Here is a 24,054-nt window from a genome sequence, read left to right as displayed (position 1 = left end):
GCTTTACTGTAAAAATGCGGTGAGCGGGCTGCTGGCTATGGCTTGCCGGTTAGTACCCGCCAGCCGGGCTTCGTAAGCCATGCGTCCCGCTGCTGTAGCCAGTTTAAAGGCCGTTGCCATCAGGGCCGGGTTATCGGATGCGGCAATAGCGGTGTTGACCAATACGGCGTCGGCGCCGAGTTCCATGGCCTGTGCGGCATCGGAAGGTGCGCCGATACCGGCGTCTACCACTACCGGTACCTTGCTTTGTTCGATAATGATCTCCAGGAAGTCGATCGTTTTTAGCCCTTTATTGGTGCCGATGGGCGAACCCAGGGGCATTACGGCCGCAGTACCTGCGCTTTCCAGTTGCTTGCACAATACCGGGTCGGCATGGATATACGGCAATACCACAAAGCCCAGCCTGGCCAGTTCTTCGGTGGCCTTCAGCGTTTCGAGCGCATCCGGCATCAGGTATTTGGGATCAGGATGGATCTCCAGCTTCAGCCAGTTGGTTTCGAGTGCTTCGCGGGCAAGCTGCGCCGCAAATACGGCTTCTTTCGCATTGCGGGCGCCGGAGGTATTGGGCAGGAGGTGCAGGCCCGGCTGTTGCAGGTGCGCCAGCAGGTTATCCGTGCCGGTTTCCGGGTCGATACGTTTCAGAGCCACGGTGGCCAGTTCGGTGCCGGATGCTGTTACAGCGGCTTCCATAGCTGCTGCCGATCCAAATTTGCCGGTACCCAGGAATAGCCTGGATTGAAAGGTTCTACCGGCTATATGAAGTGCTTGCATATAGTTGCTGGTTTAATTGTTGTACTAATGAAGCGGCATGCCTGGCCTGACTGATGAGCCCGGAAACAGCTATGCCGTATACACCGGCCCCGGTAAGCCCTGTTACGTCGCCGGTTTGCAGACCACCAATTGCATAAACCGGCAGGGTAATGCCTGCCGTGGTCAATGCCTGCATCATATCCCGGTAACCCTCCAGGCCCAATACCGGGCTCAGTTTTTCTTTGGTGGTGGTAAAACGGAAGGGGCCAAGACCCACGTAGTCGCATTGCTCGGTCGCCCGTTGCAGCACATCTGCCAGTGTATTGGCCGTACCGCCGATGATCTTTCCGGGACCCAGGAGCCGGCGTGCTTCCGCTACCGGCATATCGCCGAGACCGAGGTGCAGGCCGTCTGCATCAGCCACCCGGGCAACTGCGGCATGGTCGTTAATGATCAGTACGGCATTGTGCTCCCGGCACAGGGCTTTTACCTGCAGGGCCAGCTGAAGCAGGGCCTCTTCCTGTTGCCCCTTCCAGCGCAGTTGTATCCAGCGGCAGCCGGCCGCCAGTGCCGATCGGATATGGCCAAGCTGTTCGGCGGCACTGTTGCCCTGCGAAATGTATTGTAGTCGGTTAAGCATCATGATAAGCCAGTAATTGATCGTTGCTGTTTAAAATAGTTTCGGTATAGGTTTTAGCCATGCGGCAGGCTTCGGGCAGGGTATGCCCTCGTGCCAACCCTGCGGCTATAGCAGAGGAGAGCACGCAGCCGGAACCATGTTTGGGCGGCAAAACCTCCTGTCCGGGATCGATAGCGGTCCGTTGTCCTTTTTCGAAGAGATAGTCGACGCCCCGTTCAGCTGCATGACCGCCTTTGAGTAATACGGGGCAGTACTGTGCCAGCCATAAAGCTGCCTCGCCGGTGTCTTCCAGGCCGCTCAGCAGGCTGGCTTCCTGTGTATTGGGCGTAAGCAGGCTTAGCCCTTGCAGGATGCGCACCAGCATCGTTTTATCTGCAGGGTCCATAAACCGGAAGCCTGCAGAGGCCCTGATTACCGGGTCCCATATAATTTGTACCTTATCCCGTATGCCCTGCAGCCGGTCGACAAGGTCCAGCAATACCGGCAGGCTTTCGGTAATGCCGATCTTCACCACGGCTACCGGGTAGCGGTCCAGCAGCGGCTGGCATTGCATCCATATCAACGCCGGCGACAGCCATTCGATGCCGAAAAAACGGTCTTCGGTTTGAGCCGTGATCGCGGTAGCCACACCAAAGCCGAGACAGCGATGCTGTTCAAAGGTCTTGATGTCGGCCAGCAAACCCGCACCCCCACTGGGATCCAGGCCTGCTATACTCAGTACTGCGGGTCGGTCGTATGCCATAATGCCTGTAGTTGTTTAAAGTTATCTGTGGTATGTTCATCTTTCCAGATGCTGCCCAGTAATGCCACGCCATCAAAGCCTGCAGCAAGCGGCGCTGTGATATTACCGGCATGTAAGCCGCCGACAGCAATAAGTGCTGTATCCGTTTTAGGGATACCGGCCGTAGTATCCTGTTGCATATCCACGCCATAACCCGGCTTGGATATGCTGGCGGCAAAGGGCCCCAGCAAGGCGTAGTTAAACTGGCCGGGCAGGGAGGGATAATCTGCCAGCGTATGTATCGACGTGGACAGGGTATAGCCTTTTGCGTGCCACTGCTCAATGATTACCTTACCGGTAAGGTAACGCATGGTTTCCGGAAAGTGCAGGCGCCGTATACCATACGCTGCTGCCAGTTCGTGTTGCTGGTGTAATACAAGCCGGTTGCGGTATGCCGGTATAATGTCCTGCAACAGTTGCCGGCACTGCGTTTCGTTATAGCCCGGTTTCCGGATATGCAGCAGCTCCAGGCCTGCATCAAACAAGGCGTTGATGCGGCCCGCTTCCTGCGGTACCGGCTCCGGATGGGTGATAACGATGAGCTGTTTCATTTAGGAATAGATCTGGCTGCCTTGCATTTTAAATTCTTCCGCCTTCTCGAACAGGCCGCTGGCAGCGGAATCCCGGATTTCCTGGGTGATCTTCATCGAACAGAATTTAGGACCGCACATCGAGCAGAAATGCGCTACCTTGGCGCCATCGGCAGGCAGGGTCTCATCATGGTATTCGCGGGCCGTATCGGGATCGAGCGAGAGGTTGAACTGGTCTTCCCAACGGAACTCGAACCGGGCCTTACTCAGGGCATTGTCCCTGTATTGCGCACCGGGATGGCCTTTGGCCAGGTCGGCGGCATGGGCTGCCAGCTTATAGGTAATCACACCGTCTTTTACATCTTTCCTGTTGGGCAGGCCCAGGTGTTCTTTCGGCGTTACATAACACAGCATAGCCGTGCCAAACCAGCCGATCATAGCCGCGCCTATGGCCGAGGTAATATGATCGTAACCGGGGGCGATATCCGTCGTAAGCGGCCCCAGGGTGTAGAAGGGTGCTTCGTGGCATTCCTTCAGCTGTTTGTCCATGTTCTCTTTGATCATATGCATGGGCACATGGCCGGGGCCTTCGATCATTACCTGTACATCGTGCTGCCAGGCAATTTTAGTCAGTTCGCCTAGGGTTTCGAGTTCGGCAAACTGGGCGGCATCGTTGGCATCGGCTATAGAGCCGGGCCGTAAGCCATCGCCCAGCGAGAAGGCTACATCGTAAGCCTTCATGATGGCACAGATCTCTTCGAAATGGGTATAGAGAAAGTTTTCTTTATGATGCGCCAGGCACCATTTGGCCATAATGCTGCCCCCGCGCGATACGATACCCGTAACCCTTTTGGCGGTAAGCGGTATATAACGCAGCAGTACGCCGGCATGGATGGTAAAGTACGATACGCCTTGCTCCGCCTGTTCGATCAGGGTATCGCGAAACAGTTCCCAGGTAAGGTCTTCAGCCTTACCGTTCACTTTTTCCAAAGCCTGGTAGATCGGCACGGTTCCGATGGGTACGGGCGAGTTGCGGATAATCCATTCGCGGGTTTCGTGGATGTTTTTACCGGTAGAAAGATCCATGATCGTATCGGCGCCCCAACGGCAGGCCCACACTGCTTTTTCTACTTCTTCTTCGATGCTCGAGGTTACGGCGCTGTTGCCGATATTGGCATTGATCTTGACCAGGAAATTACGGCCGATGATCATCGGTTCGCTTTCCGGGTGATTGATGTTATTGGGAATGATGGCCCGGCCTGCAGCGATCTCGTCGCGTACAAACTCAGGCGTGATGTGCTTTACCGGGGTATTGGCGCCGAAGCTGTGTCCCGGGTGCTGGAAGCCCGGGCTGTTGACATCGGCGGAGTCCTGGTTTTGCAGTTCGTCTATACGCTGGTTTTCGCGTATGGCGATGTACTCCATCTCGGCAGTAATCATGCCTTTTTTTGCATAGTACAACTGGCTTACATTGCATCCATCTTTAGCCTTCAACGGTTTGCGGATATGCTCAAAGCGAAGGTGGGAAAGGCTTTCGTCGTTCTGCCGTTCCCGGCCGTAATGCGAGCTTACGGCTTCCAGTTCTTCCACATCGCCGCGGTCGAGTATCCACTGTTCGCGTAGCCGGGGTAGGCCTTGCCTGATGTCGATCGTCGCCGTTTCGTCGGTATAAGCGCCGCTGGTATCGTATACGGTAACCGGTGCATTGGCTTCTGTGCCGCCGCTGGCCAGCTTTGTGGGCGACAGGCTGATCTCGCGCATGGCTACCTGTATAGGGTGGATTTTGCCGGCTACATAGATCTTACGTGATCCGCTGATGGGCCCGAGCGATAAATGCTGCTGTTCCGGGGCCTGGTCCTTTTTTATCATAGTATTATCCTCCTTGTGTTGCTTTGATGATTAAAACGGTATCGTGGGGCTGCAGGATATGGCTGTCGTGCAGGTTACGGGAGATGACGGTATTGTTGACGGCCACGGCGATGCCGTTCTGTTTTTCGCCAAGCCGCGAAAAAACAAGCTGCTGCAGTGTAGTGCCTGCAGTAATGTCCAGTACTTCGTTGTTGATGGTTATCTGCATTCCTGAAAGTATTAATGTACTTTAGGAATGACATGGCTGTGCAGGATAGGAAATGCCCCGAAGGACACCGGTACACAGGTGGTCTCACTTTTCCCTTCGGCAGTACTAACTACATCAGGTTCGTAGGGTATTATCTCAGCACAAAGGCACCCCTAAAGTGATACGAAGGTAGTAAATAAATCGAATTACGAACGATGGCTTTATTTTTTAACAAGCCGGCAGGATAGGGAGTATACTTAACTGATAACCGGTGCAAAGGCGCTATCCAGGCTGATACGGCCTTCGGCGGCTTCTGTGCCGGCTTCGGTTTGCAGGCCTTTAATTTTCCCGGTCTTGCCTTTCTGTACCAGGTCGGCCACCTGTTTGTCGGTCAGTTTTTTACCCCCGATCTCGAAGGGCACTTTAAAGCCGCAGGCCTGGAAGTTGGCGCAGCCATAAGCGGTATGACCTTTACGCAGCAGCTGCTCTTTGCATTTAGGACACTGCAGCGTTTCCAGGTTCAGCGCTTCCTTGGGGGCTTTCGGCGCTTTGGGTTCTTTAGCGGCAGGCTCCGGTTTGGCAGGCGGTTCGGCGGCGATACTGATCACTTTATAGGTACTGGACTTGACCTCGTTGGCCAGGTCGATCACCATCTGGATCAGTTCCTGTTTGAACACGGCGGGTTCGTAACTGCCCTTCTCGATCAGGCGCAGCTTGCGTTCCCAGTTGCCGGTAAGCTCGGGGCTTTTCAGTAGCTCGTTCTGTATGGTATCGATCAGGTCTATGCCGGTTTGGGTAGCGTAGAGGTTTTTCTTTTTCTTTTCGATATACTTCCTGCGAAACAGGGTCTCGATAATATTGGCCCGGGTAGAGGGTCGCCCGATGCCGTTGTCCTTTAGCAGTTCGCGCATCTCTTCATCTTCCACCTGTTTGCCGGCGGTTTCCATGGCGCGCAGCAAAGTGGCTTCGGTATAGGGTTTGGGCGGCGTGGTCTTGCCCTTATGTACCCTGGGTTCATGCGGACCGCTTTCCCCTTTTACAAATACCGGCATCAGTTTTTCTTCGTCGCCTTCTTCTTTCTGGGCGTCGTTGGCATATACCACACGCCAACCCGGATCGAGTATTTGTTTGCCGGTAGCCTTAAACTCCACCTGGCCGGTTTGCCCGAGCACCGTGGTATTGGCTACTTTACACTCCGGGTAGAACACCGCTATAAAACGTTTGGCGATCAGGTCGTATATCCGTTTCTCTTCTACCGACGACAGACCGGAAGGCAATACTTCGGTGGGAATAATGGCATGGTGATCCGTAACCTTCTTATCGTCGAAAACGGCTTTGGACTTGGGTATGGGTTGGGTAAGCAGCGGCGCCGTAAGCTGGCTGTAATAGGCCATGCTCTGCAATATGCCGGGTATCTTGGGATGCAGGTCTTCCGACAGGTAAGTGGTATCTACCCTGGGATAGGTAACCAGTTTCTTCTCGTACAGGCTCTGGATATAACGCAGGGTATCGTCGGCCGAATAACCGAGTTTCTTATTGGCTTCTACCTGCAGGGAGGTAAGGTCAAACAGGCGCGGGTTGCCCTCTTTGGCCTCCTTGCGTTCGAAGGAGGTTACTTCGAATAAATGAGCCTGGATGTATTCCAGTCCTTTCTGCGCCTTCTCCGGGTTCTTGAGGCGCTCTATAGTCGCCGTAAATTCAGTCTCGCGGTAAATGGTTTTCAGCTCCCAGTATTCTTCCTGTACAAAGGCATTGATCTCTTTCTGCCGTTGTACGATCATGGCCAGGGTAGGGGTTTGCACGCGGCCTATGGAAAGCACGGCTTTCTGGTCGCCGAATTTTTTGGTAAACAGCCGGGTTGCGTTCATGCCCAGCAGCCAGTCGCCTATAGCCCGGGCGCTGCCCGCAGCATACAAGTTGTCGTATTGCTGGCTGTCTTTCAGCTTGTCAAAACCTTCGCGTATGGCCTCTTCGGTGAGCGAGGAGATCCAGAGCCGTTTTACAGGAACGGTACAACCCGCTTTCAGCAATACCCAGCGCTGTATCAGTTCGCCCTCCTGGCCGGCATCCCCGCAGTTGATCACTTCTTCGCATTGTTTAACGAGCGTCTCTATGATGCCGAATTGTTTTTTGACACCGTTATTGTCGATCAGCTTGATGCCGAAGCCGGAAGGGATCATGGGCAGATCTTCGAGGCGCCAGGCTTTCCATTGGCTGTAATAATCGTGGGGTTCTTTTAGTGTGCAGAAGTGACCGAAGGTCCAGGTAACCTGGTAGCCGTTGCCTTCATAATAACCTTCTTTGCGCTGCCGGGCGCCGACTACTTCGGCAATATCCCTGGCTACACTCGGTTTTTCGGCAATGCATACTTTCATTTTCTGATAAGCGGTTGATTCAAAGGCCGGATAACCGGAAGATTATGCTTCCCGGAGGCTATCGACAGCCGTAGCCGGCAAAGATGCAATAATTTGGGAAGTCGCACAAGCGTATTTTATCCACAAAATTTTTCCGGCCCTGGCGGCCTCCAGAGCGCGAAAATGCCGGAAATCGCAGCTTTATAGTACCTACAGTGATGTTAATAAAGATATAATGCCGTAAATTTGCCGCAATGAACGAGCACACATTGACCTTGATTGAATCTTTAAAACAATACCTGGTTACCGAAGAAAAGAATAAAAGAATCTATCATTTACCCCCGGATGTCGCTATCCGTTTTGATTTGGCTAAGGTAAGACAACATTACCCGCAGACGACGCTCAATATAGAGACCGGCCTGCCGCACAGCATCCTGTCGCTGGAATAAAACAGGAATCCCTTTTAGCTATTTATTATTTTGGTCGCATACCGGTAACCCATGCCTGGCAAGGGCTGGACGGGTATTGAATTGAAGCGCGTCGCGGAAGTTTCCCGGACCGCTTTTTTATTTGCCTGCTGCCTGCTGCGTGTTTTAAAATGCTTGCCGGGCAACAACCTGCTACGTTTTATATCGATCCTTTATTAAGCCTGTAAAAGGCATACTTACGCATAAATAAAGTCCGGCACAGGCCGGACTTTATACGTTTATACCATGGATCAAATGACCGGGGTTTATGCCTTTTGCAGCTCTGCGGGTACGGCGGCGTCATCTTTACGTTCGCCGATCTGCTGGCGCCACATGGCATAATACAGGCCTTTCTCCGCAAGCAGTTCATTGTGGTTCCCGGTCTCGATGATCCGGCCTTTTTCCAATACGTAAATGCGGTCGGCATACATGATGGTAGACAGCCTGTGGGCGATCATTACCGTGATGTGCTGGCGTTGACTGGTAATCTGGCGTATCGTAGCCGAGATGCCTTCTTCCGTTATGGAGTCGAGCGCCGACGTAGCTTCGTCGAAGATCATGAGTTGGGGCTGGCGCAATAGCGAACGCGCGATGGAAAGGCGCTGGCGTTCGCCGCCCGAGAGTTTCAAACCGCCTTCGCCGATCATGGTATCGATGCCGTGTTCCGCACGCGCCAGCAGGTTCTGGCCTGCCGCCTTATGCAGTACATCCATAATCATGTCGTCGGTAGCCTGCGGGTTTACGAACAGCAGGTTCTCTTTGATGGTGCCCGAAAACAGTTGCGTGTCCTGGGTTACAAAGCCGATCTGGTGCCGGAGTTCGTCGAGGTCTATCGTTTCGCCACTGTGGCCGTTATATTTTACCTTGCCTTCGCTGGGATGATAAAGACCGACCAGCAGTTTGACCAGGGTCGTTTTACCCGAGCCCGAAGGGCCTACGAATGCGATGGTTTCGCCCAGCTTTACATCAAAGGAGATCTGCTCCAGTGCAGGACGGGTAGCTGATTGGTGCTGGAAGCTTACCTGTTCGAATTGCAGGTGATTGATCGCGCCTGCTTTTACGGGATGGGCGGGCTGGTACTCCACCGGCCTGGCCAGCAGGTCCTGCAGGTTGTTTAAAGAAGCTTCTGCCTCGCGGTAAGAAAGAATGATATTGCCCAGCTCCTGCAGCGGTCCGAAAATAAAGAAGGAATAGAACTGCATCATCATCATCTGGCCCACGGTAATTTTATCGTGGAAGACAAAATAGATGAGCGCGAACATGATACATTGCTGGAGGAAGTTAACGAAGGTGCCCTGTACAAAGCTAACAGAGCGGATGCTTTTTACCTTGCGCAGTTCCAGCTTCAGGATCTTCATGGTCGTGGTGTTGAGCCGCTGTATCTCCTGGTGGGTAAGCCCCAGGCTCTTTACCAGTTCTATATTACGCAGCGACTCGGTAGTGGAACCGGCCAGCGCGGTGGTTTCCTTTACAATATTTTTCTGGATCACTTTGATCTTGCGGCTCAGCACGCTGGTCAGCAGCGCCAGGGTTACCGATCCGGCCAGGTAGATCAGGGGCAGCATAGGGCTTAGCTTAAAGGCCACGATCATTACGAATACGATGCCCACCAGGGTTGCAAAGAGGACGTTTACGAAATTGGTAATAAATTTTTCACAATCGGCGCGTACTTTCTGCAGCACCGATAAGGTCTCGCCACTGCGCTGGTCTTCGAAGTCCTGGAAAGGCAGGCGCAGGGCATGTTTCAGGCCGTCGGTATACAGTGCCGCGCCAAATTTTTGGATCACTACGTTCACGACGTAGTCCTGGAATGCCTTGGCGATACGCGATACCATGGCTGCGCCGATAATCAGCAGCAAACCGATCACAACACCCCTGAAGAACTCATTGCCGAGGCCCGAATCGCGGAAGTGCGCGGCTTTATTGGCATAGGGGTCGATCAGGAGGTTACCGAGGATGTAGGGGTTAAGCAGCGAAAAGACCTGGTTGATTGCCGCCAGGATCAGCGCCAGGAAGATCAGGCCTTTGTGGCGGCTGAGGTATTGTAAGAGTAGTTTCATCGTGGATATAGAAAAATCCGGTAAAGTTAGGCAATATTGATTCAAGCAAAATTTTTTACCTGGTATGGAATTATAAATTTTGTTTATGCCGTATAAAAAGGCAGCAGGCGCTCACAAAAAAGCCGGTCCTGCAAGGGCAGGACCGGCTGTAGTAATGCCGCGAACTTTTAATCTATCTTTTCAAAGCGTAATATTTCCATATGATTGCCGTCACTGACCATAACGGTATATAAACCGCTAACCAGCTGGCTTATGGGTATCGTAAGCGTTTGGGCGCCCGTTGCGGATTTAAGATATGCCGTTCTGCCGGTTACATCCACGATCCGGATGCTGCAGGCGGTGCCGCTCACACCGGCAAGGGAGATACGGATATAATCGCGGGCCGGGTTGGGGTAGAGGTTTATCTTGCTGTTGCCGCAACTGATCTGCCGGGCTTCGGTATTGCTGTAGTGGTACCCGCCATCGGCATCCTGTATCTTTAAACGATAGAGGAACTTACCTTCCTGCAGGTCTTTGTCGGTGTAGGTATAGGCCTGCTGACCGGTTGTATTGCTTGCGGCAACTGTGCCGATAGCCTCGAAGCCGCCTTGTTCGCCTTTACGTTCCACCTGGAAATGAGCTACATTTTTTTCGTCGGTAGTGGTCCAGCTTAGTTGGGCAGAACAGGGGGCACTGTTTACCCGGAAGCTGGTCAGGGTTAAAGGAAGCGGGGCTCCTTCGATATGTACGGCGATATCCCTGATCGCGATGCCATTACCGATCAGCCCCAGGTCGGTAGCGGCTCCTGAAGCGAGGTTTACGGAATACAGGCGGTCGTTGGTAGCCGTGTTGGCAACAAAATAGGCAGTGTTGCTGAGTAATGTGGGGCTGTAATAAATATCGAGATCGGTAGTCGGATCGGCAAGGTTCTGGATAATGCCGGAAGCGCCCAGCGTATTGAGCGTACCGTTATTGGGCGGGTTTTGTATCGCGAATATATTCAGGCTATGATCGTAATCGTAAAGGGTAGTGGTGGTAGCGCCGTTAAAGCTGTTGGTATAAGCGCAGGTGCTTACATTGGGCGTGGTACCGGCATTGGGATCGCCTGCAGCATAAGCCAGGTTGACATCGGTAGCGGCAAGCAAGCCGGTAGTCGGTATAAGCCGGTAACTCGCATTATTGGAACCGATAACCCGTATGCGGTCTACAGTCGGGTTAAAGTCGAAGCCGATATTGCCCATGCCGGCGGCCAGGGTAATAGCGGGCGCTACGGCCGTGGCTATGCCCGTAACGGCATTAAGGGTATACAATTGGCTGTTGCCCGTAACGTTATCATAACCCATAAGGTATAACTCGCCTGTGGCCGGGCGCATATCCATACCGGCTATTACCTGGCCGGTTGCAATACCTGTAATTGCGGCCTGTGAACGGATTACCCCCGGGTTACTGTTATCGAAGGTAATGATGTTCTGTGTGGCCGTAACGGCATAGGTAAGCTGCCCGATGATCGCAGGCAGGCTGTTGTCGATCTGTACGGCTATATCGGTAAGGGCCGTGCCAAAGCCGATACGGCCTATCGCTGTGGCTGCACCTGTGCTGAGGTTGACATTATAAAGAAAGTCGAAAGCAGAGCTGCCGGTATTGGCAGCCAGCAAAGCCTGGTTCGTACCGGTGCTGCTGTTAAAGTAAATATCCATATCCACAGAAGGGTCGGCAGGGTTAACGCTGATGCCCGATGCCCCTTTGGTGTTGAGTGTGCCGTTATTGGGCGGATCCTGCAGGGTAATACTGTTCTGGGTAATATCATAGTTATAAAGCTGGGTGGCCGTGGTGCCGATATAGCTATTGGTGTAAGCGCCTGCGGCTATGGCCGGTGTTGCGCCGGCATGTATATCGCCCGCTGCATAAGCCAGTGCCAGGTCGGTAGCGGCTATCGCACCGGTAAGCGGGTGCAGGCGGTAGTTGTTGCCATTGGCTGCCGTAACCCGGATACGATCTACCGTAGGGTTAAAATCGAAGCTGATCTGGGTAAGGCCGGTTGCCAACGATACCGGTGTTGTATTAATAACCGTAGCTGCTGCTGTAGCCGGGTTGATGGTATACAGCTGGCTTTCGCCGGTAGTAGCGTTATACCCCATGGCGTACAGTTGTCCGGTAAGCGGGCGCACATCGAGCCCTGCCAGCGCCTGGCCTGCGGTAATACCGGTTATAGCGGCATGACTGCGTATGGTGCCCGGGGCATCGCTGTCGAAGCTGATGAGATAGGCATTGCTGGTCAGTCCATATACGATCCGGCCGGCGATTGCGGGCGGTACCGTACGGTCTATGGCGATAGCAATGTCGTCTATCGGCGTAATGCCGGGCAGGCCGATCGCGCCTACAAGGCTGGCTGCGCCTGTTGCCAGGTTGATGGTGTACAGGTTATCGGTAAGGGAGAGGGTAGGGTTGGCGGTAAAAAATGCCGTATTGGTACTCGTTACCGGATCAAAATAAATATCCAGGTCGGTGCGCGAGCCCGTCGTGATCTGCAGTCCGGAGGGGCCCACGGTATTGAGCGAACCGGCATTGGGCGGATCCTGGCGGGTAAGGATATTGAGGTTGTCGTCGAAATTATACAGCGTGGTGCTGGTGGCGGCAATATAGCTATTGGTATAGGCGCCTGCGCTTACAGATGGTGTAGTGCCTGCATGGATATCGCCGGCCAGGTAAGCCAGGTTGCCATCTGTAGCCGCTATAGCACCGGTTACCGGGTGCAAACGGTAGTTATTGCCATTGGCCGATGTTACCCTTATGCGGTCTACCGTAGGGTTAAAATCAAAGCTGAGTTTACTCATGCCGGTAGCCAGGGTAACAGCGGCAGCCCCTATGGGCGTAGCTACGGCTGTACCGGTATTGACGGTGTATAAACGTGCCTGCCCGTTAATGCTGTTATACCCGAGGATGTAGAGCTGGCCGGTAGCGGGTCTGAAATCCATACCGGAAATGACCTGTCCGGGTGTGATGCCGGTAATGGGCAGGGCCGCGCTGGTAAGCAGCGGTACGGCCGCGCTGAAGGATACCAGGTTGCCGTTGCTGAGCGCAAAAATTTGCTGGGCAGACAGCGGGGCGGCGGCAGCGAGCAACAAACTGCCGGCAAGCAATGAGCGCAGTAGTTGTTCCGTCCGGATTTTAAAAGGTGTGTGGAGTTTCTTCATAGTAAAACTGTATTGGTTTATTACTATCTACGAAATCAATTGAACACCAGATTTATTTACCGGAAAAAAATAATGAATGAGTTACCCTGCGCAAATTTTATTGCGGCTTCGGCCTGATTATACGCTTATTAATTATTTAATGCGTTGGCCAGTCTATCCCCTGTAGAATGTCTTACCTTAGGGTGTTGTCCGGGCAATATGCGGGTTAGCTTTTGCCCGAATGCAACAAAAAATGCGCCTGCCTGTTAATCAACACACGGGTAAAACGCCCCCTGGGGGCTATTCATCATTTTTAATCCATTTTTAAACTATGAAACGTAACGCAACCGCAGTATGGAACGGATCGGGCAAAGAAGGCTCCGGTCATCTGACCACGCAGAGTAATGTATTGGATAAAACACAGTATTCCTTCAAGACCCGTTTTGAAGACGGTATCGGTACCAATCCCGAGGAACTGGTAGCAGCGGCCCATTCGGGTTGCTTTACCATGCAGCTCACCTTCAATATCGATGGCGCCGGTTTTAAAGCCGAAGAGCTGAACACCAAATGCGAGATCGACTTCCAGGAAGGTGCTATCGTGGCTTCGCGGCTTACTTTAACCGCTAAAGTGCCCGGCATCCCGCAGGAAAAATTCGATGAGCTGGTAGCTCATGCAGAAAAGAACTGCCCGATATCCAAATTGCTGAATACCGCCATCAGTGTAGATGCTACGCTGATCGCCTAGGCCTTGTGATTGTAAAAAGCCACAGACGGATAACCGCCTGTGGCTTTTGCTTTGTCAATAATCTTTACGGGCAATGCGCCGTACGCAGGGCCCAAGCAGGTAGCGGCGTATAAAAGCCTTTAAGCGTGGCGACCTGCCGATGCGCGCCGCCAGTGGCGGTGAAATGCTGTAGTACAAACGTATGCCTAAACGGCCGGTCCTGCTGCGATGCAGCACCTGGTCGCGGTATTGGCGCAATACCCTGACCTCCGGTGCATCGTAGTCGCCATAACAGGCGGTGGCTACAAAACAGCCTGTTTTACTACTTGCGGCAGGCGATATACCCCTCGCGGTCATCAGGCCTTCTACGTAGTCTTTCGCTTCCTTAAGGCCCATGTTATAGGTATCCTTGCAGTATTTTATGGCGCTTAATTTGCCGCCCTGTTGTACCAGTTGCAGGATCTTGTTCTCCTCTGTTGCGGCTGCCGTACCGGTCGCCGCCGTTTCTGAATACAACAACCGGTCCAGGTAATCTTTGGCGGCTTTCAGGCTCCAGCCATACGTATCGCGGAGGTACTTAATAGTGGGTAGTGCGCCCTGGTCGCGGTACAGCGCACGAATATGCTGCTCCTGCGGGTTGTTCCCATTGCCCGTTGCCGGGGTCGCCGTCGCGGCATCGGTATCCTGTGCCATCCGGGCCTCCGCCGGTGCAAAGGAGGCGCCGCATTGCTGGCAGCGCAACCGGACGGAAGTATGATCTACCGTGCCTTCCAGCATACTGATGTGGTCGGCTACAGAAGGCGCAGCGCCTTGTTTGTCTACAATAACTTTCGCGGAATAACACTTCGGACAACGCAATTCGATTCCTGCTTGCATAGGTACGGCTTTGTTTCAAAGATAACGGATCCCGTATAAACCGTGGTTACCGGTAGAAGCCAAGCATAGCATCCAGTACTTCATGAATGGTATCCAAAGGCAGGTCGGCATCCGGGTCGAGCAACAGGATCTTCATCCGGCTGCGTGCTTCCTGCAGCAACAGCGGATGATCGATGCGCCCGCCCTCTACAATACCGAGGTAAGGCTGGCCCAGCTTTTTATGTACCCACAGGTAACAACACATCTTTTTGCCATAACAAAAGAAAGGCATACCGTACTTCCAGGCTTCGGTAAGGTGCCCGTCATATTTCAGGATATATTGCCGCATAAAAAGCAGGCAACTCTTAATGGGTTCTTCCTTGTTCTGGAAATAGCGGTCGGCAGGACTTAACATAGGCTTCAGGCGTTAACAGCGATAAAGATATCCACTTCTGCGTCTTTAGGCACATGTGCTTTTTCCCCGTAATGTTCAAAGTCGGCGGTAAAGGCGCGGGGTACGGGGCTTTGCCAGATGTGTTGCCAGGCTTCGATAACGGCGCCTTCGTTCAGGTTGCCTTTGGCCCCGAACTGTACATAGGCCCGCTCCGGGAAGCTTACGGCACGCATGTCGTCCGGTACCTGGCTGGCATCGCTTACCCTGCAGCCCAGTACCGTGGTGTAGGGACGGGTATGGTCTTTTTCGTAATCGGTATACACACAGTAGAGGTCGGTGCTTTCGCGACCGGGTATGCGCTCCATAATGTTTTCCGAAAAGAAACGCTCCCACAGGGCCGGGATATCCTGTGCGGCCTGGTTGTTTTCGTTGGTGGTACGTACGCTGATGCCTATGATGGAAAAGGCGGGTAACTGTATGGTATTCATAAGGGCTGTGTATTTAGGAGGCAAAGTTACAAGCGCCCACTGACAACCCTATGGCAGTCCGGATTTTGAAGCCCTTGCATTTACGGGCAGTAATGTAATATCAAACAAACGGACCTCTTAAGAGGTCCGTTTGAAAAAGCGTATTTGAATTAATGCCGGACGACGAGCTTCCCGGTTTTGTTGCTCTTGTCGGTCTGCAGGTTTACAATGTATATACCCGCAGCCAGGCTGGAGATGTCGAGTTGTAATACATCGGAGGCCGGTTTGTCGAAGGTATGCTGCAAGAGCACTCTTCCGGTCATGTCGGTTACGTGTACCCGCGCATTACGTGTTTGTGCTTCGGTGCGCAGGGTAACGAAACGGTTTGCCGGGTTAGGGAACAGGGCCAGCGCATTTCTTTCGGTGTTCAGGTCGTCTATGCTGTTGGGCTTGGGTTTACCTTTAAACGTAATACTGACACACTTATTGGTGTTATTGGCCGGTAGGGTATCATTATAATATTTCCCGTTGGTATTGATCACGCCACCCGGCAGCTGGTTTTTAGATATGATCGAGATACACAGGTTCATCGTGGTGTCGGTGTTTGCGGTACGGTTGTTGGGCAACTTGGCCAATACTTGTCCGCCGGATGTGGTATACTGGAAGGACCAGTCGCTCTGGCTGTTGGGGGGCATGGCCTGTGCATTGGCGCCCGGGGCGATGTATCCCGCAACGGGTGCGTTCTGTGCGATACCCATTAAAGAACCGTACACATAATAAGTGTCTACGGCAATGCGTAGGGTGTCTTTCCCATTATTCTTTACCCTTATGGTAATACTGGCGGAGTCGCCATTGGCAATAACGGCATTGTTGGCCGGTGAGGTTACCTGGACGATTTCCAGGTCGGTGTAACGGGTTTGTCCGAAGGCGCTTACACCGGTTACCAGTGCTGCCAAAAGGAGGAGTGCGGAGTACTTCATCTTGTTCATCATTTGCTTATTTTAAGAGTCAAAAAAACGTGCTGAAAGCCATTTGGTCGTCGACAAAAATAATTTTCCGCTGCGAGAAAAGTTGCCAAACAATGTCAACTAGGGTTAATTTATGTAACCTGTATGCCTTGCTGTGCCTGCATTTCAAGAGGGGGTTAATCATTTTGTGTTTTTGTGTTACATGAAAAGTGTTGGTATGCTTATGTTTGTTTTGGGACGCGTTATCGCGCAACGTAAAAAACGAAAAAACTGGAGTGGATGAAGGAAGGCAGGGCCGCAGCGGGACGATACGAACAGGCAGGAAGGCATATGGTGCCCGACAAAGCGATTCGGTTAATCTAACTATGAGTTCGCAGGATCCCATTCGCCCGCCAGGACTTGGTATTGTAGTCTATTTATCTATCCTGGATCGCTTAAATCCTCCTTATTAATTTCCCTTGAATAAATAATAGAGGAACAGATTCGCAGGCTCGATTTTTAATCCCTCTCAGGAAATTCCGCCTGATCAGAGGTGGGTCGTAGCGGGAGGTTACGAACAGGTAGGTGTGCACTGCAGCATGATCCGGCAAAACCATACAACAAGTTTTACCCGGTCATGTTCATGCCGGGCATAAATAGTGCAAAAGGATGGGTAAAGTGGTCAGGGAAGCGCGTGAGATCAGGGTTCGCAGAAGGTGCCTTTTACCAAAGCGCTGTCTTCGTCGTCCATCACATTGGTAAACCAGACTTCCGGCAGTTCGAATTTCCGTTTTTTATCGGCAACCACAATGGAGATCGTCGCCTGGTTGTTTTTAGACAAGCGGTACTCCTGTCCGTTGTTGAAAATGAATAACCGTAAAAGCGAAAGATCGGGCGATAAAGGACCGTTGTATAAAGAGTAAGAGCCTACCGGCGGGAAGCTGCCTGCACCGCAATTCAGTATAAAACCGCTTTTGCGATCGAAGGAACTGGTCTCCCTGTCTGCTGCAAAAAGGAAAGAACCACTCTGGTTCTCAGAGATGTTTACGGCCGTGGTAGAAGTCTGCCGGCCGTTGAAATACCAGGTGGATACTTGTTCAATCTCTTTCTTTTTACAGGAAATGATTAAAAGAAGCATCATCAACCCTGAAAGCGTTCTTAATTTAATCATAACAAAGACATTTTTGTGACAATCTTTTTTTTCGGTACCTCAAATATATGTATTTATCATCTAAGTTAAAAGCGTTTGTCAAGAAAAAGTCAAAAAAATGTCAAGAAAATGGTACAGGCTGGCGGCGGAAGTTCCGGGTATAGGTCTGGAACGCGCTACCAGCCTGCAAAAGAGGTCGAAGCCTTGTTTGCTGCGCTATGGTCCGCAATAGGCCATAAAAACAGGAAATAAGGCCCCGTAAAAGGCTTATTTGTTTATAAGTGGTTAACGCACGCCGGGTTCGAGGATCGAGAAAGATTGCTGGTCACAATTTATTTCGGCCAGCCTGCCATAAGGGATCGTAAATACCGGCGCGGTATGCCCGAAATCCATCCGGGTAATCACGGGCATGTCCGTCAGGCCCTCTTCGTTCAATACCTTCAAGAGCTCTGTTTCATATTCCAGCGCATAAAGGTTATCGTAAGGGCGGCCCAGAATAATACCCTTTGCCCGCTGCAGGATACCCAGGCTTGCATAGTTCCTGATCCAGTAGCGTACAAACCCCGGCCAGGGCTTATCTTCAGAGGTTTCGAAAAACAGGATACTATCTTCCCATACGCTTAATTCCGGCCAATACTCCGTGCCTTTCAGCATTTCCATTACTTCCATACAACCGCCTATAAGCCTGCCCTGTACGACGCCGCTGCCGCTTACGAAACGCCATCCCGTAGCGGGTTCCAATTTCCGTTGCGTATGCTGTAGCGATGGGTCGAACCAATCCACGAATTCGGAGGTCCAGCCTGCTTCGTTGGCTTTTACCTGGCCTATGACTTCCCTGCTGAAAAGCGTCCGTTTGATATCGGCAACCTGGTAGTCGTGCATCGCTACATTTTCTGCAAAGCCTGTAAGCAGCGCAGGACCGTAAAACGAGCCCAGACCGGCTTTCATGCATATAAAGTGAGTGATGGTGCTATCCGAAAACCCCAGGAAGATCTTGGGGTTGTTGCGGATGATACCGAGGTCGATATAGGGCAGCATACGCACGCTGTCTTCGCCGCCGATGTTAGCGATAATGGCTTTTACTGTCGGGTCGGCAAAGGCTTCCATAAGGTCTGCGGCCCGTGCCTGCGGGTTGTTGTAGATCCAGTCGGCGGGTTCCAGGGCATGCGTGGTGGCAATGACCTCCAGGCCGAATATTTTTTCCAATCGTTCTTTCCCGGTGGCGTAGCGGTGGGGCAGCTCGCCGGCTGCGCCCCAGGATAGCGATACGGTTGCTATCTTATCGCCCGGTTGTAAGCCTTGAGGGGTAATCAGTTCCATAGTTTCTATACTTATGCTTGGTGCAAAAATACAGGCTTGGGGTTATAGTTGTGAGGGTGAACTGTTGCCTTCCGTTGCCGGGTTATATTTAATTGCCGTAACTGGTACGTCTTGCCTGCTTGATCGATCATGCTTATCCTCACATCGGTCACACTGAGCCGCGCGAAGTGTCTCACCATGGGGGAGTTAAGTTTTACCCCAGGCTCTTTGTTGTTGATGCTAATTACTGTTGCGCCTGTAAGTCCCTGTACAGCTTTTTCATATCAGCAACAGGCATTACTCCATTGTCGATGTAAAAGCTGATCACTTCTGCAATATCAATAAAGCCGCCAATTTCGGATAGTTCGCTATCGTCCTGTGTTACGCAAAGGTTAGGGTTGTCGGCGCTGCGCTTGGCAGCCTTACTTGCCGGAGCCCAGGTACGTTCGCCAGGTGTCAAAGAGCGGGTCTTATTTACAGGTGCAAATTTGAGGGTATTCATGCGTACTGTTATATTTTATGTAGAGGACGAAAGTAGGTATTCCTGCCTGGCGGTATACAGGTGTTTCTACCTGATTTGTGTATGGCGAAACATAGTTTTATCTTGCAACTATAGCCTTGTTCTATACCTCTGCGGGCGAAGGTAGCAGGCCGTATTCGCGCATTGTTGACTGGTCAAAGATTTTGAACCCAGCTGTTAAACATGTACTGGTGATCTGGGATCAAAATATGAAAGGATTATGGGACCTGTTTTATATCAAAAATGCATATCTACACAACTAAAATATTCCCTAAACTATGAATCCCCCCGCTCGTGTACGCATCCTTTCCTGTGCCAGTTAAGCTTGTTCTTTTTGTGCAAGAGCAAGATGAGGGTAATGATATATCACGACAGTTGCAATAGTAGGTCACTGCTTTTTTCTTTGCAACCATCTACCCGTAAAGGCGTCATACCCTTTCCATTTATTAGCGGGGTCGTGATAATGAAAGAGTTTATTGCCTGCCAATATCCAAATGCTTTTTTGTGTGGTGCTGATTTCGCCGGCTGGTGTTTTGTCCATGGCCGATAGCGTATGATGCAGATCGGTTATAATACTGGCAGGTACGTGAAAGATACGATCTGTTTTCCCTGGTTCAACCAGTGTACGGATAACGGTATAGCTTTTACCACGCCTGGTTTTCAACAAGGTTAGTTTTTCGGTGCGGAGCAGGAAGCAGCCGGTAGCACGATAAAGTAATTGGATACTGTCGGCATCCTTCAATACTTCCAAAGGAATCGTATTTACCTGTTCATAATAATCGGCAGGCAGTAGGATTGTGGTATCGTGTTGCAAGGCGATGTTGCAGGTGCGTACATGTCCCCAGAAGTCACGGGTATAAAAAGTGTACCTGCCGGCGCTGAGGCTATCATAAGTATACCTTGGGCAACGGTAAGATTGGTCATACTCCCGGGACTGGTAAATGGCAGTATTGCCACTAACAAATGCCGAACTATCTTCCAGGAAATAAGGGAGCCCCGGGTTTACAAGGACGGAAAATCTGAGGCGCTGTTGTGGCGTTGCCTGGCCGGTTGTAATCTGCTGTGCCTTTACCTGTATAGCGATAAATACGAAATGGAAGAGCAGCAGGATCGTTTTCATAAACTACGGGATTGGCGGTACACCTGTGATAAGCGAATACACTATTCGTTCTGCGACCTTTTTACGAAAGTAGGTAATAACTATGCATTTTGCTTACGAAACCTTTACCTGTTTAGGTTTTCAACCTGTATTTTGTTTTCATGTAAATAATAAATAATCTTAAATTATTCTTAATATAACTCATCCTTATAGTAGAAATAATACTTTTATAGCATCGATTCTACTAATATGTTTATCGATGCGCCGAACAACCGCCCCCATGGCGCTGTATCCGTACTGAAGACAGGGGAGGGCACATCCCTAACCAAACACATGACCTCATGAAAAAGCAAAAAATGACCCTGGACAAAAAACTGTTCCTTAACAAAGAAACCATTGCCCAACTGGATACACAGGTACAAAATGTAATAGTAGGCGGAGCCACCGAACGCTGCATGGTGACCAAGATTCCTGACCTGTGCGGTGGCAATACCGCCCAATACGGCTGCACCACGCATTCGCTGGGTATCGCCTGTACCGTTATTTTCTGTGCATAAGCGCGCTAACACATGCCCTTCAGACCCCGGCCTTAGCCGGCAGCTTATCTGAGGATGCTCTACCTTTTTATCGATGCGCCGAACAACCGCCCCATGGCGCTGTACCCGTACTAAAGACAGGGGAGGACACATCCCTAAACAAACACATGACCTCATGAAAAAACAAAGAATCGCCCTCGACAAAAAACTGTTCCTCAACAAGGAGCCCATCGTAGCACTGAACACACAACAACAGGAGGCTGTTGCCGGTGGTATTACCGGTGATGTCTGTAAAGAGCAAACGCTCAATTACACCTGTACCATGCACTCCTGTGGTATTGCCTGCTCGGTGATTTTCTGCGTGTAAAAAACGCCGGAATAACAGAAAAGCCCTGTAGCACCGGTCGATACCGGTATACAGGGCTTTGTTTATTTTATGCCGGGGTTACGGCCCCGGCATAAAACAGGTGTTTAGTGTTGTCATTAAGCAGGCACGCCGTTTTCAACCTGCGATTTGATAAAGTTGTCTACCTGGTCGTGCGGTACTTCCTGTACTTTGATCAGGAAATCGCCATTGGAACCGGAAACCACGATCTGCTCCTGGAACTGCCCCGGGAACGAGCCTTTAACGGTATACGGCGTAGTGCCCTGGCCCAGCGGACCGGTCCAGCCCATAGAGTTGATTTTGAGACCGCCTACAAAGTTAGGGTCACGCACCAGCGTGAAGCCGTAAGAGTAGTTAGGCGCATCGCCCTGAACTTCTACGATAAAAATACCAGGTGTGCGCAGACCTGTCCAGAGATAGGTTACTGTTGTCTTGGCCGGGTTAATCGGCTCGCTTCCAAAAAATCCCATTGTTTGTGTTTTTTGAGGTTTGGTTTGTCCTACTTTTTACAGGGTTTCGGTTTTCCCTCTTTTCATAAGTTGTGTTGCTTATGATCGTAACACAAATGTCTATCAAAACGAAGCCGGAAATAAGCGTGTTTTAGCGTATATTTTAAAACAGGTGTTTATACGTAATGCACTAGTATTGAATACTGAATGACAGATATTAGCCTGGTGTTTTTTTTATAAAACGTTATCATTCAATCCGGGTTCCTGTTGCTGTAACATGCTGGTGACGGGAGATTAATGGCATTACCGTAAAATAAAAATGCAGGAAGAAAATTTTTTCATTTTCTTCCTGCATCTGAAAAATCAGGCTTGACATCCCTTGGTTCGCTATCCGGGAGCAATACTAAGGCCCGCAAAACCGGTATGCGTTTGCGGGGGCTACATCAATATAAGTTATATTATTTGCAAACGGTAGCGGTAACGCGGGTGATCGTGAGATCGCCTTCTTTACGTACATGGCTCTGGTAAGCCGCATTTTCGATATCGCGTGCACGGTCTTCGTCGATGCCACAGTAATCCTGGTTTGCCGTGGAGATAACCTGCGGATCCCGGCCCTGTATCGTTTCTGTAATGGTAGTGACGCACTGGTAACAATCTTTTTTCGTGCAGGAGGTTACGGCTGCAACCAGGGAGGTGGTCAGGAAGGCAAGCAGGATAAGTCTTTTCATGAAAATTCTAAGCTTTTTTGCGGGTATGATCGTCATATCCGTATCATCCTGCAATATGATAAAATTTCTTTAAAAATCAAAACCGGCTGGCAGGATTGCCTGGGAAAGAGCGCTATGGAGGCTGGAATAGGGGAGCGGCAAGTGGATCTGACCCCTGATTTTTCTTTTCGATAGAAAAATGCAATATTATCTTATTGTTAAGTTTTAGTAACTTTATACGAAACGGATTAAAAATTGAGCACCATACGCGCCATAACTTCGCTGATCTTATTGTACCTGTTGCCCTTAGGCATGCAGGCACGTGAGGCTGCCGGTATGGCGTTCAGTTTTTACGGCGACTCTATCCGGCTTAATCCGGGCGCCTGGCAGGATGTGCCTTTCCGGGGGCCTGCTACCGAGGCATCCGTACAGGAATTTTACGATGCGGTAAACGGCGGCGATTATGCGTCTATGGTAACCTCCCTGCTGGCTTACCGCAGCCAATACAAATTAAACGACTGGCTGTATTACCAGCTGATCCGGAAAACGGTACAGCAGTTTAGTCCCAAAGCCGAAAATTACGAAAGGTATACCTTATACAAATGGTTCCTGCTGGCCAAATCGGGCTACGATGCCCGGCTGGCGCTGGCTAAGGATGAATTGCTGTTTTATGTGCGCAGCGACGAGAACGTATATGATATCCCGTATTACCTGCAGGACGGCAAACAATATGTATGCCTGAACATCCACGATTATGCAAAAACGGACCTGAATAAGAATAACCTGCGCGGTGTGCAGGTAACCGTTCCTGAAGGACAACAGGCCTTTTCATACAAGGTAACCCAGCTGCCGGAGTTTACCCCCGACGAATACCAGCAGAAAGATATCCAGTTTACATACAAAAACAAGCCTTACCATTTTAAAGTATTGCTCAACAGCGAGATCCAGCACATCTTTACCAATTACCCGGTAGTAGACTACGAATCTTACTTTAATATCCCGCTGAGCCACCAGACCTATAATTCGCTTATCCCCGAGCTGAAAGAAATACTGAAAGGTATGAAGCAGAAAAAAGGGGTGGATTACCTGATGCGTTTTACCCGCAACGCTTTTCTCTACGAAAGCGACCAGGACAATTTCGGTAAGGAGAAAAGACTGTCGCCCGAACAAACGCTGCTCACGCAATACAGCGATTGCGACGATCGCGCTGCCTTGTTTTTCTACCTGGTAAAAGAAGTCTACAACCTGCCCATGATCGTACTGTTGTATCCTACCCATGTCACCATCGCGGTTAAATTTGACAAACCCGAAGGCCAGGCGATCGTATACAAGGACAAACAATACTCGGTATGCGAGCCTACTCCCCAGGCCGAAGACCTGCAGATCGGTCAGCTCTCCTCCAAACTGCGCGATCAACCTTACGAGGTGGCGTATGAGTATAATCCGGACTAGTTAATGTTGAGTTTTGAATTTTGAATGTTGAATGGTGTCATCCTGAGCAAAGGGAAGACGCCTGTCATCCTGAGCGCAGCGAAGGAGCTCATTTTTTTAGTATCAGGTATCAGGTATAAAGTATCAAGAGGGCGGTTGTCATCCTGAGCGCAGCGAAGGATCTCATCAATTAGCCGGCTTCTCCCTCTAACATCTAACATCTAACATCTAACATCTAACATCTAACATCTAACATCTAACATCTAACATCTAACATCTAACATCTAACATCTAACATCTA

At 51.0% G+C, this 24,054-nt stretch carries 24 protein-coding genes and 1 riboswitch; of the genes, 5 read left to right on the top strand and 19 right to left on the bottom strand.

The window, feature by feature from the left end:
- Positions 1-3: 3 nt before the first annotated feature.
- The 7 genes from B0I18_RS24245 to B0I18_RS24215 form a co-directional block, all read right to left on the bottom strand.
- Positions 4-771 carry a thiazole synthase gene (locus tag B0I18_RS24245; protein WP_106525365.1) on the bottom strand — a complete coding sequence of 256 codons (768 nt, stop codon included), beginning with the start codon at positions 769-771 and terminating at the stop codon, positions 4-6.
- The gene (locus B0I18_RS24240) at positions 746-1,393 is read right to left on the bottom strand and encodes a thiamine phosphate synthase (RefSeq protein WP_245882151.1); all 648 of its coding nucleotides are present in this window, start codon (positions 1,391-1,393) and stop codon (positions 746-748) included. Before B0I18_RS24240 ends, B0I18_RS24245 begins: the two co-directional genes overlap by 26 nt.
- Positions 1,383-2,132 carry a hydroxymethylpyrimidine/phosphomethylpyrimidine kinase gene (locus B0I18_RS24235; protein WP_106525364.1) on the bottom strand — a complete coding sequence of 250 codons (750 nt, stop codon included), beginning with the start codon at positions 2,130-2,132 and terminating at the stop codon, positions 1,383-1,385. Before B0I18_RS24235 ends, B0I18_RS24240 begins: the two co-directional genes overlap by 11 nt.
- Positions 2,105-2,722, bottom strand: coding sequence for a thiamine phosphate synthase (locus B0I18_RS24230; RefSeq protein ID WP_106525363.1), 618 nt, complete (start codon positions 2,720-2,722; stop codon positions 2,105-2,107). Before B0I18_RS24230 ends, B0I18_RS24235 begins: the two co-directional genes overlap by 28 nt.
- Positions 2,723-4,570 (bottom strand): phosphomethylpyrimidine synthase ThiC, encoded by a 1,848-nt coding sequence (gene thiC / locus B0I18_RS24225; protein ID WP_106525362.1) that lies wholly within the window; start codon positions 4,568-4,570, stop codon positions 2,723-2,725.
- A 4-nt stretch (positions 4,571-4,574) separates the two neighbouring features.
- Positions 4,575-4,778: a sulfur carrier protein ThiS gene (gene thiS, locus B0I18_RS24220; protein ID WP_106525361.1), complete on the bottom strand. Its 204-nt coding sequence runs from the start codon at positions 4,776-4,778 to the stop codon at positions 4,575-4,577.
- A 74-nt stretch (positions 4,779-4,852) separates the two neighbouring features.
- Positions 4,853-4,942, bottom strand: a riboswitch (TPP riboswitch).
- A 72-nt stretch (positions 4,943-5,014) separates the two neighbouring features.
- A complete protein-coding gene (locus tag B0I18_RS24215) occupies positions 5,015-7,132 on the bottom strand; it encodes a type IA DNA topoisomerase (RefSeq protein ID WP_106525360.1) in 2,118 nt (705 codons plus the stop codon).
- A 233-nt stretch (positions 7,133-7,365) separates the two neighbouring features.
- Between B0I18_RS24215 and B0I18_RS24210 the strand changes: the two genes are divergently transcribed.
- Complete coding sequence (locus tag B0I18_RS24210; protein ID WP_106525359.1) at positions 7,366-7,560, top strand: hypothetical protein; 195 nt, start codon at positions 7,366-7,368, stop codon at positions 7,558-7,560.
- 284 nt (positions 7,561-7,844) lie between these two features.
- Here the strand turns inward: B0I18_RS24210 and B0I18_RS24205 are convergent, their stop codons facing one another.
- Positions 7,845-9,638 (bottom strand): ABC transporter ATP-binding protein, encoded by a 1,794-nt coding sequence (locus tag B0I18_RS24205; protein WP_106525358.1) that lies wholly within the window; start codon positions 9,636-9,638, stop codon positions 7,845-7,847.
- Between the two features lie 167 nt (positions 9,639-9,805).
- The gene (locus B0I18_RS24200; protein WP_106525357.1) at positions 9,806-12,811 is read right to left on the bottom strand and encodes a DUF4394 domain-containing protein; all 3,006 of its coding nucleotides are present in this window, start codon (positions 12,809-12,811) and stop codon (positions 9,806-9,808) included.
- 310 nt (positions 12,812-13,121) lie between these two features.
- Here B0I18_RS24200 and B0I18_RS24195 point away from each other — a divergent pair, with 310 nt between their 5' ends.
- On the top strand, positions 13,122-13,535 hold the full coding sequence (locus B0I18_RS24195) for an OsmC family protein (protein WP_106525356.1): 414 nt from the start codon (positions 13,122-13,124) through the stop codon (positions 13,533-13,535).
- A gap of 54 nt (positions 13,536-13,589) precedes the next feature.
- Here B0I18_RS24195 and B0I18_RS24190 read toward each other — a convergent pair whose 3' ends face one another.
- The 8 genes from B0I18_RS24190 to B0I18_RS24155 all read right to left on the bottom strand — a co-directional run bounded on the left by B0I18_RS24190 (position 13,590) and on the right by B0I18_RS24155 (position 20,266).
- On the bottom strand, positions 13,590-14,390 hold the full coding sequence (locus tag B0I18_RS24190; RefSeq protein ID WP_106525355.1) for a CFI-box-CTERM domain-containing protein: 801 nt from the start codon (positions 14,388-14,390) through the stop codon (positions 13,590-13,592).
- A gap of 46 nt (positions 14,391-14,436) precedes the next feature.
- Positions 14,437-14,784, bottom strand: a complete 348-nt coding sequence (locus tag B0I18_RS24185) for a DUF1801 domain-containing protein (protein WP_106525354.1) — start codon at positions 14,782-14,784, stop codon at positions 14,437-14,439.
- A gap of 5 nt (positions 14,785-14,789) precedes the next feature.
- Positions 14,790-15,251 (bottom strand): GyrI-like domain-containing protein, encoded by a 462-nt coding sequence (locus B0I18_RS24180; RefSeq protein WP_106525353.1) that lies wholly within the window; start codon positions 15,249-15,251, stop codon positions 14,790-14,792.
- A gap of 149 nt (positions 15,252-15,400) precedes the next feature.
- A complete protein-coding gene (locus B0I18_RS24175) occupies positions 15,401-16,222 on the bottom strand; it encodes a T9SS type A sorting domain-containing protein (protein WP_106525352.1) in 822 nt (273 codons plus the stop codon).
- 655 nt (positions 16,223-16,877) lie between these two features.
- Positions 16,878-17,348 carry a hypothetical protein gene (locus B0I18_RS24170; protein ID WP_146146866.1) on the bottom strand — a complete coding sequence of 157 codons (471 nt, stop codon included), beginning with the start codon at positions 17,346-17,348 and terminating at the stop codon, positions 16,878-16,880.
- A gap of 264 nt (positions 17,349-17,612) precedes the next feature.
- Positions 17,613-18,647 carry a S66 family peptidase gene (locus tag B0I18_RS24165; protein ID WP_106525350.1) on the bottom strand — a complete coding sequence of 345 codons (1,035 nt, stop codon included), beginning with the start codon at positions 18,645-18,647 and terminating at the stop codon, positions 17,613-17,615.
- Positions 18,648-18,870: 223 nt separating this feature from the next.
- A complete protein-coding gene (locus B0I18_RS24160) occupies positions 18,871-19,128 on the bottom strand; it encodes a hypothetical protein (RefSeq protein ID WP_106525349.1) in 258 nt (85 codons plus the stop codon).
- Positions 19,129-19,534: 406 nt separating this feature from the next.
- Complete coding sequence (locus tag B0I18_RS24155; protein WP_106525348.1) at positions 19,535-20,266, bottom strand: hypothetical protein; 732 nt, start codon at positions 20,264-20,266, stop codon at positions 19,535-19,537.
- Between the two features lie 320 nt (positions 20,267-20,586).
- On the opposite strand from B0I18_RS24155, the gene B0I18_RS24150 reads away from it, so the two are divergent.
- Positions 20,587-20,802, top strand: a complete 216-nt coding sequence (locus tag B0I18_RS24150) for a class I lanthipeptide (RefSeq protein ID WP_106525347.1) — start codon at positions 20,587-20,589, stop codon at positions 20,800-20,802.
- 154 nt (positions 20,803-20,956) lie between these two features.
- Positions 20,957-21,148: a class I lanthipeptide gene (locus tag B0I18_RS24145; RefSeq protein WP_106525346.1), complete on the top strand. Its 192-nt coding sequence runs from the start codon at positions 20,957-20,959 to the stop codon at positions 21,146-21,148.
- Between the two features lie 116 nt (positions 21,149-21,264).
- Here the strand turns inward: B0I18_RS24145 and B0I18_RS24140 are convergent, their stop codons facing one another.
- Both B0I18_RS24140 and B0I18_RS24135 read right to left on the bottom strand, forming a co-directional pair.
- Positions 21,265-21,636: a hypothetical protein gene (locus B0I18_RS24140; RefSeq protein WP_106525345.1), complete on the bottom strand. Its 372-nt coding sequence runs from the start codon at positions 21,634-21,636 to the stop codon at positions 21,265-21,267.
- A 437-nt stretch (positions 21,637-22,073) separates the two neighbouring features.
- Positions 22,074-22,343, bottom strand: a complete 270-nt coding sequence (locus B0I18_RS24135) for a hypothetical protein (RefSeq protein WP_106525344.1) — start codon at positions 22,341-22,343, stop codon at positions 22,074-22,076.
- 234 nt (positions 22,344-22,577) lie between these two features.
- Here B0I18_RS24135 and B0I18_RS24130 point away from each other — a divergent pair, with 234 nt between their 5' ends.
- Positions 22,578-23,774, top strand: a complete 1,197-nt coding sequence (locus tag B0I18_RS24130) for a hypothetical protein (RefSeq protein ID WP_106525343.1) — start codon at positions 22,578-22,580, stop codon at positions 23,772-23,774.
- The last annotated feature ends 280 nt before the right edge of the window (positions 23,775-24,054 follow it).

The sequence above is a fragment of the Taibaiella chishuiensis genome, assembly GCF_003014535.1.
GTDB lineage: Bacteria > Bacteroidota > Bacteroidia > Chitinophagales > Chitinophagaceae > Taibaiella > Taibaiella chishuiensis.
The sequence above is the reverse complement of the archived record's forward strand: the minus strand, read 5'-3'. Positions and strand labels throughout refer to the sequence as shown.